Consider the following 12,947-nt stretch of genomic DNA (forward strand, 5'->3'; position numbering starts at 1 on the left):
ACTGATGGAGAAGGCGCAATTCATCAGCAGGCTGGTGAAATCCGCCCGCGCCCGCTCGACAATAACCCCGTCCGGTGCGAGCGCGACAAGCGCATCAAACGCCTCGGGCTCGACCGTTGTTCCAACCATCATGCGCCATGTCAGGTGACGGGCAGATGACAACGCCCGCGCCTTCATGGCGATTTTGAGCAGGTTCTCCCCCACCGCGCCACCGCCACTGGAAACAATAACCTCCCCCGCTCCGGGCGCATCGTCCCCACCCTTGATCCCCGTACGATCAACAACATAGCCGGTGTAGAATATCCTGTCCTCGATCCGCGCCGTATGCGGGAAGGTCCGGTCGAGCGAAATCAGTTCGGGATCGCCATGGACCATGACATAGTCAAAATATGTCTCGACAAGGCCAAGCATCTCGTCATTGCGGCCGGGTTTCGTCTGGGCAACCAGAATATCCCGGACCGAGGAGATGATCAGCGGGGGACGGGCGGCCGCCTTCGCCGCCTCAAGCAAGGGCAGAAGTTCGAACCGCATTTGACGGCGCCCGAACGGGAATAGTTCGGTGATCAGGATGTCCGGCGCAGTCTCGTGATACAGCTGCAAAAGCAGCGCCGCCCGTTTCTCCCGCCAACTCTCATCAATTTGTTCCCCGTCCTCATCAACCAGAACCTTGAAATACAGATCGGTCGCGCGGGTGGCGGGGAGTTGGACAAGCCGCGCCCCGCCGAGATCGACATCAATTTCGTGTCCTCCCGAGACGACCGTGACATCAAATCCGCTATGCATCAGGTGGCGCGCCAATGTTGCGGTTCGCCGCAGATGACCGATGCCAAGCAGATGCTGCACGTAGAAGAGGATTTTTATCGCGGGTGATGGGTCAGTCATATCGTTTCCAGCTTTATATTAACGCGGAGCGGACGCAGTCTCCCCGCATGGTCAACCTCAAATAAATGGCCGTCCCGCCAGTCGAAACGGACGGGGGCCTTGTCCGTCATATCCCAGTTATAGGCGAGGGATTTAAGGGCACGGATAACTCCCTTGTGAGTGACCGCGATGGTATCCTCACGCAGGTTTTTAAGCCACGGCGTCAGGCGGTCGATCACCGCGCGCGGGCTTTCACCCCCGGGCGGGGACATCAGCAGGCCGCGCGCCTCGTTGCGTTCAAACTCCGCGCCGTAACGGGATCGGAGGTTTTCCAGCGTCTCCCCCTCCCATTCGCCCCAGTCCATTTCAACCAGCGCCGGGGCAATGGTCGCCTCGCGGGCGCCCAACAACTCTGCGGTGTCGCGGGCCCGTTGCAACGGGCTCGTCACCCAGCGATACCCGGCAAACTCCGCCGGAACCTTGAGGGCGCTAAGTTCTGCCCTGCCCTCGGGACTGAGACCAATGTCCCGGCGGCCCTGCAGCCTTTTCTCGGCATTCCAGCTTGTTTTACCGTGACGGAGGAGGAGGAGCCGGACCATCAGATCAATCCCCCGATGGTTCGCGACAGGATCGTCGCGGCCTTCGCCATACTGCGTTCCATTGCCACAAAGTCGCGGGTGGCCTCCGCCATTTGATGGCACCGCGCCGGATCCCCCAGCAGCTCGTCAATGGCGTTAGCGAAGGCGGTTAAATCACCGGCGGGCGTCAGAACCCCGGTGACACCATCTTTTACGACATCCGGCACCCCGCGGATGTTTCCGGCAACCACCGGCAGGCCGCAGCCCTGCGCCTCAAGAAAGGCCATGCCGTAAGCCTCGCCATGGGCGGGCCAGACATAGAGGCTGGCGGCATCATAAAAAGCAGGCAACTGTTCCGCGTCCCGGGTGCCAAGATAGACCACCTTGTGCCCTAGCGGGGCCATTACCCGCCTTACCGTATTGCGTTGCTCACCGTCACCGATGATCAACAACTGCCAATCCTCCCGCTGCGACAGGGCCAGGCTTTGGGCAAGTTGCTCGTAGGAGACCTGCTTGTCGCCAACGCGCATCATGGCGACAGCAAGAAGGTTTTTCCTATCCCCGCGACCGCCATTCCGCTCAATTTCGGCGGCAATATCAACCGGTACCGCCGCCTGCTGAAACGCCTCGATATCCAGAAACGGCGGCAAGAAGACAAGCCGGTTGTTAGACGCGATCAGGGGCTCAAGACAGGCCCGGTCGAGCATTGTCATATGAAAAACGGCGCGGGCAGACCCGATTGCCGCCGCCGCCGCCTCATAACCCTGCTGCCATGCCCCCGTCGTGCGCTTCGGCGCGTGACTCGCTTCGGCGACAAAATAAGGAATTTTCAATGCCTTGCAGACCTGCGGCCCGATCCAGTCGGGGGCCTTGTGATAAAGATGATAGGTGAACCAGCCTTGCGGCGCGCGGGCAGGCTCCGCCCGCCATTTGGCGATAAGCCGGTCGGCCTCCGCCGCTCCGGCGGCGTCATTGGCATGTTGCACATCGGGATCGCCGCTCCGATCAAAACTGCGCATTTCGGAGGCAAGCTCAAGATCATAGCCGGCCAATTCAAGCGCCTGCCAGAGGAGCCGGCCCATGCGCCGATCCCCGGACGGAACAGGATGGTCCGGTGATTTCATGGGGGCATAGAAGGCAAGCTTCATGGCGCCGGATCCTTCGCGGGGCTTGTCGTCACCCTTACAAATTTCGCGGCCAGCAGGCCATTCCATTTTTCCGCATCAAAATGCTGCCGAAGTCGCTGAAGGCCGTTTTCGGCAAGCTTGGCGCGCAACTCCGGCGCGCGGGCGAGCCTCTGGACCGCTGCCGCCAGTGCCGCGGGGTCCTGCGCGGGCACCAGTAACCCGGTCTCCTCTGTGATGATCAGTTCCGGGATGGCTGATACATTCGTCGCCACCACCGCAAGCGACTGGCTTTGTGCTTCCATCAGGACGTTCGGCAGACCGTCGCGATCGCCATCCTCCGCGATCCGACTGGCCAGAATAAAAATATCCGCCGCGCGCAATGCCTCCAGAACCTGCCGTTGCGACTGGGCGCGGCGCCAGTCTATGCGGGCGGCAATGCCAAGCTCAACCGCCTGTGCCTGCAGGTTTTCAAGCAATGGCCCGCCGCCGATATGGGTAAAGGACCAGTTCAGGTCTTCAGGCAACGCGGCAAGGGCCGCCAGCAGGTCATCGTATCCCTTTTTCCTGACCGCGCGGCCGACCGACAGAAACTGCACTGGATTGGCCGGGTTCGTCCCATCGCGGCTATGCGACCGGGCCGAATATTCGGGAAAGCGGGAAAGATCAAGACCATGATACATCAACTCGACCTTATTCCCGTCGGCGGCCAGTCCCCGCAGATAGTCCGCGTTGACGGAGGTACAGGTTACAAGCCAGTCAAGCTCATCGAGCTTTTCCTTTAGTTCCCATTCCGGCGAGGTCCAGATATCCTTGGCATGGGCAGAACAACTCCAGGGTAATCCGCTCATCAGGCTGGCATAACGGGTGACAGAGGCCGGCGTATGCAGAAAATGCGCATATAGATGAGCCGCTCCCTCCGGCATTTCCGAGGCCAGAACCAGTGCCTGACCAAACCGCCGCACGCGATTGGGCGTGAAGTCCCGTTTCAGGTCTTTAAGCCATACGGTTTTCGCCCGGCCATATCCATTTCTTTGGCTGATTTTCCGCCAGGCCCTGAAAACCCGCAGCGGTTCCTGATACAGATATTCCGGCAGATAATTGACCGGCGCGGTGATTTCCTGATGGATCGGATGCACCGCCTTGTCAGTCGGGTGACGGAGGGAGACAAGCACCAGATTAAGTCCCCGCCGTTGCAGCGACAGGATTTCCTGGGCGATAAATGTCTCCGAGAGCCGGGGGTAACCCTTCAGGACAATAGCAACAACAGGCTTCGTTTCGGGCTGGACAGGCATAAGGCTCCGGTTACGTCACAATATTTTGTTCAGCACCTTTGTTAAGCTGTGACCGGGCAAATATCAACAAACAAAGCCGGATTTGATTTTCGGGGCAAACGCGGCAAATAATTTCCTCCTTGCGGCAAGGGACATATATGTGAAAAACTACGCCCTCCGTGACCCCTGATTTCTACGGGGCATGTTTATGCAAGCTGGGCAGGCCGCGTTCAATGGAACACAGTATTTATAAGTATGTTCTGCGCTACAGCAAGAAGCAGCAGATTATCCTGACCGTTTTGTCAATCGTGTCTTTTCCATTCCTGTATTACTATCTTGAACTGCCGAAGCTGATAATAAACGAGGCCATTCAGGCAAATAATACCTCGTTTCCGGTGGACTATTTTGGTGTAGAGTTCGACCAGAAGAATTATCTGTACCTGATGGTCGGCATTTTCCTGTTGTTGGTTATTATCAACCAGGCCTTCAAATATGTCATAAACGTTTATCAGGGGATTTCCGGCGAACGCATGCTGCGCCGTCTCCGCTACGAGCTTTACGGGCGGATCATGCGGTTTCCCATGCCAGTCTTCAGAAAGAAGAGTCCCGGCGAAATCATCCCGATGATCATCGGCGAGGTTGAACCGCTTGGCGGGTTTATCGGCGAGGCTTTCGCCCTCCCGATATTCCAGGGTGGGTATCTGCTGGTTATTGTCGGGTTTCTCGTCGTTCAGAACTGGGCAATGGCGCTCGCGGCGGTAGCCCTGTATCCGGCACAGACCTTTTTTATCCCAAAGCTGCAAAAACGTGTAAATCTTCTTGGCAAGCGGCGCGTGCAACTGGTCAGGATCCTCTCGGACCTGCTCGGCGAGACCGTCAGCGGCGTCGAGGAGGTGCATGCCCACGACGGCTCCAAATACATGCGCGCCCGGTTTTCCAGCCAGTTGAACGAGATTTATACGGTTCGATACAGCATTTACCTGTTGAAATTCGTCATCAAGTTCCTGAATAACTTCGTCCAGCAACTCGGACCGTTCTTCTTTTACGCAATTGGCGGCACGATGGTCATTAACGGCACATTGGAGATCGGTACGCTGGTCGCCGCCATTGGCGCCCATAAGGAGATGGCAGCGCCCTGGAAGGAATTACTGGCCTATTACCAGCGCCGTGAAGATGCCCGCATCAAGTATGAACAGGTGGTTGAGCAATTCGATCCCGCCGGAATGCGCGACGAGAGCAACCAGCTTGACGAACCGGAAGAAATCCCGAGCCTTACGGGGGAAATGGTTGCCAGCAATATCGACCTGATCGATGACACCGGCACCCACCTGCTGGAAGGATTGAGTACCCGTTTCAAGCTTGATCAACGCATTGCCATCATTGGCCCGGCGGGGTCCGGCCGGGAAGCGCTGACGCATGTACTGGCACGGCTTATTGATCCGGACAGGGGGCGGCTGTTCGCCGGCGAGGTCAATCTTGTTAGCGCGCCAGAGGCCATAGTCGGGCGCAAGATCGCCTATGTCGGGCAGCACGGATATGTTTTTAATGCGACCTTGGGGGAAAATCTGTTTTTCGGGCTGAAGCATTGCCCCTTGCACGAAAAAACCTATTCCAAGGAAGAACAGCCGCTTCGCGATACCTATATCAGTGAAGCGGAGCTAACGGGAAATTCCGCCGATGACATTGATGCGGACTGGCTTGACTATGACTCGGCCAAGGTGACCGACGCCGACACCCTCGACATTCGCGCCCTTGAGGTCATGTCGATGGTTGATTTAAGTGAGGATGTCTACCAGCTCGGTCTTCGCAGTACCATAGATCCTGAAAAAGCACCAGAGACGGCAGAGTTGATACTCTCGGCCCGGCGCCGGTTCTTCGAGAAAATCGAGGCCGACCCGAGCCTTAAAAACATGATCGAGGCCTTCGAGCATGATAAGTACAACACCAATGCCACGGTTGCCGAAAACCTCCTGTTCGGAACCCCGGTTGGGGATGATTTCGACTTTGATCGCATGGCCGAGAACCGCTATGTCCAGAAAATAATCGAGGAAGCGGGCCTGACTGAGCCGTTCCTGCGGATGGGCTACCAGGTCGCCTCGCTAATGATCGAACTTTTTGCAGGGCTGCCGCCGGATCACGAGTTCTTCCAGCTTTACGGCTTTATTTCCTCCGAAGACCTTCCCGAGTATCAGGCAATGATCAGCCGCATTGACTGGGACCACCTCGATCAACTGCGCGAGGAAGACAGGTTGCGGTTCATGTCGCTTCCCTTCAAGGCGATCCCGTCCCGTCATCGTCTTGGGGTTCTGACTGACGAAATCGAGGACAAAATTGTCCAGGCCCGGCATAAATTTGCCGAAGAACTGCCGGAGCATCTGAAAGACAAGGTCGCTTTTTTTGACTCTGACGCCTATAATGCAGCAACGAATGTTCAGGATAATATCCTGTTTGGCAAAATTGCCTTCGGCTTTGCCCAGGCACCGGAAAAAGTCGGTGCCGTTCTCGTTGATGTTATCGAGGAAATGGATCTGAAGAGTGCCGTTATCGCGGTGGGTCTGAATTTCCGCGTCGGAAACTCAGGGGGACGGCTCAGTGCGACCCAGCGGCAAAAACTTTGTATCGCGCGGGCGATCATCAAGCATCCGGATATATTAATCCTTAATCAGGCGACATCGGGTTTCGATAAATCCACCCAGAACCGTCTTATGAAAAATATCCTGAAAGAATTCGAGGGTCGATGCCTGATATGGTCGCTGGATCATGCCGAAAAAACCGCGAAATTCGATCATGTCATGATTTTGCGGGGCGGCAGGATCGTCGAATCCGGGGCGCCCGACAAACTGCGCAAGGAAAGCGCGCCATATAAAGAAATGCTGGCGATTTCTTAAGGATCAGAGGGAGAAATTCGGTGAGTCTGAAAGAAGAAGTTGAAATCCTCCGGCAGATACCTTTATTTGCCAAAATAGAGCCGTCAAAAATCAAGTTGCTGGCATTTACGTCGGAACGTCTGACGTTTCAGCCCGATGATATCATTTGCAAGCAGGGAGAAAACGGCGATGCCGCCTATTTCATCATGGCCGGCACGGCAAATGTGATTGTCGAAACTCCGTCAGGACCCCTTATGGTCGCCTCGCTTGGAAAAAATGACGTGGTTGGCGAAATCGCGATTTTGATAGATGTTCCAAGGACAGCGACCATCAAGGCGGAAACGGAACTCACGGCCCTTAAAATCACAAAGGATGTTTTTTTCCGGATGCTCAATGAATTCCCCGAAATGGCCATTGAAATGATGCGCGTGTTGGCCGAACGCCTGGTCCGGACAACCGATGATTTACAGAAGGCCAAAGAAAATGCCGCAAAGTAGCTGCTTGATATGAAAATAGGAATTCCAACGGAAATCAAGGCCCAGGAGGGGCGGGTTGCCCTGCTTCCCGTGCAGGTCCGCGCGCTGGTAACGGGCGGCAACGAGCTGTTTGTGCAATCCGGTGCCGGATTGCTTGCCGGTGCATCGGATACCGATTACGCCGCCGCCGGTGCCACAATTTTATCGACCGCCTCCGAGGTTTATGAGACGGCAGAGCTTATCGTCAAGGTGAAGGAAATACTCCCGCCGGAATTCGATCTGCTGAAAGAGCATCATATTCTCCTGACCAATATCCATTCCGCCAATGACCGGCGACAGCTTGATCAGCTTATGAAAGTTGGCCTGATTGCCATTTCCGCCGAGGATACGCACCAGTTTGGCTCGCCCAACTGCCCGCTTGCCGGGGAAGTCGGTGCGTTCGAAGGCGTGCGGCTTTCGCTGGCCACCCATGGCGGCACGGGCCGACATTTCATGGCACATTTCGGCGCGCCAGCGGCAAAGGCCATAGTCCTCGGCCTCGGCCATGTCGGGCGCGGGGCACTACGCACCCTGATATCGCTCGGCGTTGAGGTGGTTGGTCTCGATATCAGTCCCGGCGCCCGCAAGCAGGCGGAACTTGATTGGCATAATACCAGCTTCCGGGCTGCGCCGATTACCGACCTCGCCGATCATCTCGCCGATGCTGATATGATTTTCAACTGTGTCATGTGGCCGAAGCATCGCGATGATCATCTTGTCAGCCGCACCGATCTTGCAAAACTAAAACGGACCGCCGTCATCGTCGATATCTCCTGCGATGAGGGCGGGGCCATTGAAACAAGCCGCCCGACAACCTGGCAGGAGCCGGTCTATGTCGAGGACGGCATCCGGCATTTCTGTGTTGATAATATTCCGGGGGCGGTTCCCGTCACCTCCTCTGCGGGTTATGCGGCGGCGCTGCTGCCGCATATCACGTCCATTGCGCTGCATGGCCCATTGGAGGCCTGCCGCCGCGACCCATGGCTCGCGCGGGGGCTGACCTGCGCGCGCGGCGTGCTGACCCATAAGGAGGCAGCAACGGTTCAGGGCCGCAAATTTACCGCCGCCGCCGACTATCTGTCCGAATAAATGACGGAAAAATCCAACCCTGTGACCGGCTGGATCGCGGCCCTATCCGTCTATCGGGACCCGCGCATTCTCGCCATCACCCTGCTCGGGTTTTCCTCCGGCGTGCCGTTGTTGCTGACCGGCAGCATCCTGCAGGCCTGGCTCACACAGGAGAATGTGGACCTGACGTCGATCGGGCTATTCTCGCTGGTCGGCCTTCCCTATACGCTCAAATTCCTATGGGCGCCGCTGATCGACAATATCCAGATACCCGTTCTATCGCGCTATCTCGGGCGGCGGAGAAGCTGGCTGATCCTGTTACAGTTCTTGCTGATTGCCGCAACGTTCGTCCTTGGCTTCAGCGACCCAAAAAACCATCTTCTCAGCGTCGCGGTTGCCGCCCTTGTCGTCGCTTTCGCCTCGGCCTCCTATGACATCATCGTAGATGCCTTTCGCATCGAGATCTGTGATGAAAAGAACATGGCCGCCGGGGCCGCAACCTATGTCTACGGATACCGGGTCGCCATGTGGCTGACCGGTTTTTCCAGTTTCATCGTCGCTGATTTTTTCGGCTGGCTGGCCGCCTATATGGTGATGGCCGGGTTTATCCTGATCGGCACGGTCACTGTCCTGTTCACACGCGAACCTGTCCCCGAATCCCGCCTGCAGGGCGACATCGGTCACGCCGCGGGCCGCGGTTATGGTGCCTGGCTTAAAAGCTCTATCAGCGATCCGTTCGTGGATTTCATGAGCCGCCGGGGCTGGCTCGTCATCCTGCTTTTCACGGTGCTGTATAAATTCGGCGATAGTCTGGCGGGCGCCATGACCAACGCCTTTTATATCCAGACCGGCTTCACGCTTATCGAGATCGCGGAGATCGTGAAGACCCTTGGGACCTTCGCCATTTTCGGCGGGCTGTTTCTGGGCGGCTGGCTGTTGGCGGCAAGCACGATGTACCGGGCGCTCTGGGTTTGCGGGCTGTTCCAGATGGTCTCGAACCTGATGTTTGCGGCGCTCGCCAATATCGGCCCCGACTTGCGCTTTCTCGCACTCGCAATCGGCGTTGAAAATGTCGCCAGTGGCATGGGAACAGCTGTTTTTGTTGCCTATCTGTCCAGCCTTTGCAATATTTCCTACACGGCGACCCAATACGCTCTGCTAACCTCGCTGATGGCGGTAGCGCGGACGGTGCTCGTCTCGCCCGCCGGATGGCTGGTCGCGCATGTTGGCTGGTTTGAGTTTTTTATTCTGACAACCGCCGCGGCTCTTCCGGGCCTCGCGCTGTTATGGTGGTTATCCCGCACGCAACCGATGGAACAGAAAAATGGGGCCACATAAGAGCCCGGGGGGAAGAAAATGAATATCGCAAACCTGCTTGAAAGAACCGCAACAACCTATCCGGCCCTGCCCTCGCTCGCCTATGGCAAGGAGATTGTCGCGACATACCGGGAGTTTGCCGATCAGGTTGCGGGGCTGGCCGGCGCGCTACGCGGGAAATACGGCCTTGACGCCGGAGACCGGGTTGCCCTGATCATGAAGAACCATCCTGAATACTGGATTGCCCTGCTGGCAGTCTGGCGGGCGGGCCTTGTTGCTGTGCCGGTTAATGCCAAGCTTCATATCAGTGAGTTTCGCTATATCCTCGAAAATTCTGATAGCCGTCTCGCCTTTGCCACCGCCGAGCTGGCCGACCAGCTCACGCCGCTGGTGAACGAGTTGCCCGCATTGGACGCGATTATCTCCGTTCAGGATGACAGCTATCAGGCACTCAAAACTGAAGGCCCGCTTGCGCTTCAGGATGCCGACCCTGATGATCTTGCCTGGCTGTTCTATACCTCCGGCACAACCGGCAAGCCCAAGGGCGCCATGCTTAGCCACCGTAACCTGCTGACCGCGGTGCTGAGTTATTTCGCCGATGTAACGGCGATTGAGCCGGGGGATGCGGTGATCCACGCGGCGCCGCAAACTCATGGCTCCGGCATATATGGCCTGCCCTTGATCGCCAAGGCCGGCATTCAGGTTACGCCGGAAAGCGGCGGGTTTGATCCCGCTGAAACCCTGGAGCTAATCGCCAACTACCCCAATTCCTGCTTCTTCTTCGCCCCGACCATGGTCCACCGGCTAATCGGCAGCCCGGCCTTCGCGGGCGCTGATATCAGCAACCTCAAGGTCATCGTCTATGGCGGCGGCCCGATGTATGAAGCGGATATCCGCCGCGCCATTGCGGCGATCGGCCCGAAATTCGTGCAGATTTATGGGCAGGGCGAAGCACCAATGACGATCACCGGTTTGTCTGCGGCCCTGATCCGCGATGAGGGCCATCCCCGCCGCAGTGAGATTCTCGCCTCCGTCGGCACGGAGCGCACGGATGTCGAGGTGCGGATTTTCGATGAAAATGACAGGCCCCTGCCCATCGGCGAAATCGGCGAGATCGTCGCTCGCGGCGATGTTGTCATGCAGGGATACTGGAAAAACCCCGAAGCAACGCAGGAAACCTTGCGCGGCGGCTGGCTTCATACCGGCGATATGGGTTGCCTCGACGCGGACGGCTTCCTCACCCTGAAGGACCGGTCCAAGGATATGATCATCTCCGGCGGCACCAATATTTATCCGCGCGAGATTGAGGAGGCCCTACTCACCCATCCACTGGTGGAGGAAATCTCCGTCGTCGGCCGTCCCCATGCCGACTGGGGCGAGGAAGTGGTCGCCTTTGTCGTCGCGAAGAGCGGCACCCTGCCAACCCCCGAGGAGCTTGATCGTCATTGCCTTGAGCATATTGCAAGGTTCAAGCGGCCAAAAGAATATTTCTTTATCGATGAATTGCCCAAGAATAATTACGGCAAGGTCCTGAAGACAGACCTCCGCGAAAAATTAGCGGGCTGATCGCGACGGGGATTGCCAGCGCCCTTGCGTTTGTTATAGAACGATCTGACCGTCTTGTGAGAGCCACCCATTCGTTGGAAGTTGAATATGGAAATGCCTGCCGTAATAACGGCGTCTGGCCTGACCAAAAGATATGGTTCGCTGGAGGTCGTCAAGGGGATTGATTTTACCGTCACGTCGGGCCAGTGTTTTGGCCTGCTCGGGCCGAACGGGGCCGGGAAATCAACGACCATGCGCATGATCATGGGGCTTTCCGACGCCAGCGGCGGTACGCTGAATGTCTTTGGCGAGCCGGTGAAGACCATGTCCCGGGCCACCAAGGCGCGGATCGGGCTCGTGCCCCAGGAAACAAATCTCGACCCGGATATCACTGTGCTTGAGAATCTTGAAGCCTTCGGCCGCTATTTCGCCCTGCCCAAAGCGGTCATCGCCGAGCGGGTGCCGAAACTTCTCGATTTCATGCAACTCACCGATAAGCAGAAATCACCGGTCAACGCCCTGTCGGGCGGCATGAAACGGCGCCTGATTGTCGCCCGCGCACTGATTGCCGATCCGGAGATGGTTATCCTCGACGAGCCAACCACCGGTCTTGACCCGCAGGCCCGCGTCCTCATCTGGAAGCAGCTTCTCGACCTCAAGAAGCAGGGGCGGACCTTATTGCTGACGACCCATTACATGGATGAGGCGCAGCGGCTCTGCGACCAGATCGTCGTCATCGATGACGGGAGAATCCTCGATCAGGGCACCCCGCAGGAACTGATTGACCGCCATGTCAAAGGCCATGTGTTCGAGGTCCAGAAGCCGCATCTTGCCGCCTCCCCTCCGGATCGCTGGGATCATGAGGATATCGGCGATTCGGTTCTCTATTTCGTCCATGAGGCACCGGAGTTTATTGCGGACCTTCCGGACGAGGCCGCCTATATGCACCGTCAGGCCAACCTTGAAGATGTCTTCCTGCGCCTGACCGGGCGCCGACTTCGGGAGAATTGATCACCATGCAATTACCTGAACCTGCCTATGTGTTCGCGGTCTATTCCCGTCAGTATCATGTCTGGCGAAAACTGATCGGCTCCTCGCTCGTGTCCAACGTTGCCAACCCGATCCTGTTCCTGTTTGCCTTCGGATTCGGCATGGGACAGTTCATCGACACCATGGGCGGTATGAGTTACCTGACCTTTGTTGTTGCCGGTATGATTGCCTATTCCGCCGCGTTCGCCGCCAGTTTCGAGATGTCCATCGGCGCCTTCACGCGCTACTTCCTGCAAGGGAACTGGAATGCCATCCTGTCCACCCCCGTCACCCTTGCCGAGTTGCTAATGGGCGAGGTGCTGTGGGCGGCGGTGAAATCCCTGTTTTCAGGCATCTGCGTCCTCCTCGTCGGCTTGATCTGGGGCGGGGTCCCCTCCCTTTCCGGCGCGCTGATCGCTCTGCCGATTGTCTTTCTTGGCGCGGTCTGTTTCGCCTGCGCCGGACTTGTGGCAACGGCCTACGCCAAGGGATATGAGTTTTTCAGCTATTTCTTCACCTTCTGGGTGACGCCGATGTTTATTTTCTGCGGCGTCTTCTTCGATATCAGCCGGTTTCCTGATGCAATCCAGTATCTCGCCTGGCTATTTCCAATGACCCATCTGGTCGCCGCCATCCGTCCGCTATCCTCCGGCATCGCGCTGGACCCAGCAGCAATCCTTCTACATACGGGCTATATTGTCCTGTTCAGCATCCTCTCCTTCGCCGCCGCCCATCGCAAGCTGCGGCAAAGGCTTTACGACTGATCCAA

General features: G+C 57.4%; 11 protein-coding genes. 7 read left to right on the top strand and 4 right to left on the bottom strand.

Annotation, left to right across the window (positions count from 1 at the left end):
* From ACESNI_RS14075 to ACESNI_RS14090, 4 genes are all read right to left on the bottom strand, one after another.
* Positions 1–882 (bottom strand): glycosyltransferase family protein (locus tag ACESNI_RS14075; RefSeq protein ID WP_373087950.1); only part of this gene is annotated, 882 nt, incomplete at its 3' end.
* Entirely contained in the window at positions 879–1,460 is a 582-nt protein-coding gene (locus ACESNI_RS14080; protein ID WP_373087952.1) for a histidine phosphatase family protein, read from the bottom strand. The genes ACESNI_RS14075 and ACESNI_RS14080, both read right to left, overlap by 4 nt.
* Complete coding sequence (locus ACESNI_RS14085; RefSeq protein ID WP_373087955.1) at positions 1,460–2,653, bottom strand: glycosyltransferase family 4 protein; 1,194 nt, start codon at positions 2,651–2,653, stop codon at positions 1,460–1,462. The genes ACESNI_RS14080 and ACESNI_RS14085 overlap by 1 nt, the downstream gene beginning before the upstream one ends.
* Positions 2,584–3,858, bottom strand: a complete 1,275-nt coding sequence (locus tag ACESNI_RS14090) for a glycosyltransferase family 4 protein (protein ID WP_373087958.1) — start codon at positions 3,856–3,858, stop codon at positions 2,584–2,586. The genes ACESNI_RS14085 and ACESNI_RS14090 overlap by 70 nt, the downstream gene beginning before the upstream one ends.
* A gap of 212 nt (positions 3,859–4,070) precedes the next feature.
* Between ACESNI_RS14090 and ACESNI_RS14095 the strand changes: the two genes are divergently transcribed.
* From ACESNI_RS14095 to ACESNI_RS14125, 7 genes are all read left to right on the top strand, one after another.
* Positions 4,071–6,725, top strand: a complete 2,655-nt coding sequence (locus ACESNI_RS14095; protein WP_373087960.1) for an ABC transporter transmembrane domain-containing protein — start codon at positions 4,071–4,073, stop codon at positions 6,723–6,725.
* A 20-nt stretch (positions 6,726–6,745) separates the two neighbouring features.
* Positions 6,746–7,201: a cyclic nucleotide-binding domain-containing protein gene (locus ACESNI_RS14100; RefSeq protein WP_373087962.1), complete on the top strand. Its 456-nt coding sequence runs from the start codon at positions 6,746–6,748 to the stop codon at positions 7,199–7,201.
* Positions 7,202–7,210: 9 nt separating this feature from the next.
* A complete protein-coding gene (locus ACESNI_RS14105) occupies positions 7,211–8,308 on the top strand; it encodes an alanine dehydrogenase (RefSeq protein ID WP_373087965.1) in 1,098 nt (365 codons plus the stop codon).
* Positions 8,309–9,625 carry an MFS transporter gene (locus ACESNI_RS14110; protein ID WP_373087968.1) on the top strand — a complete coding sequence of 439 codons (1,317 nt, stop codon included), beginning with the start codon at positions 8,309–8,311 and terminating at the stop codon, positions 9,623–9,625.
* Between the two features lie 18 nt (positions 9,626–9,643).
* Positions 9,644–11,170 (top strand): long-chain fatty acid--CoA ligase, encoded by a 1,527-nt coding sequence (locus tag ACESNI_RS14115; RefSeq protein WP_373087970.1) that lies wholly within the window; start codon positions 9,644–9,646, stop codon positions 11,168–11,170.
* Between the two features lie 87 nt (positions 11,171–11,257).
* Positions 11,258–12,160 (top strand): ATP-binding cassette domain-containing protein, encoded by a 903-nt coding sequence (locus tag ACESNI_RS14120; RefSeq protein ID WP_373087972.1) that lies wholly within the window; start codon positions 11,258–11,260, stop codon positions 12,158–12,160.
* A 5-nt stretch (positions 12,161–12,165) separates the two neighbouring features.
* Positions 12,166–12,942 (top strand): ABC transporter permease, encoded by a 777-nt coding sequence (locus ACESNI_RS14125; RefSeq protein WP_373087974.1) that lies wholly within the window; start codon positions 12,166–12,168, stop codon positions 12,940–12,942.
* The last annotated feature ends 5 nt before the right edge of the window (positions 12,943–12,947 follow it).

The sequence above is a fragment of the Sneathiella sp. genome (assembly GCF_041689005.1).
GTDB lineage: Bacteria > Pseudomonadota > Alphaproteobacteria > Sneathiellales > Sneathiellaceae > Sneathiella.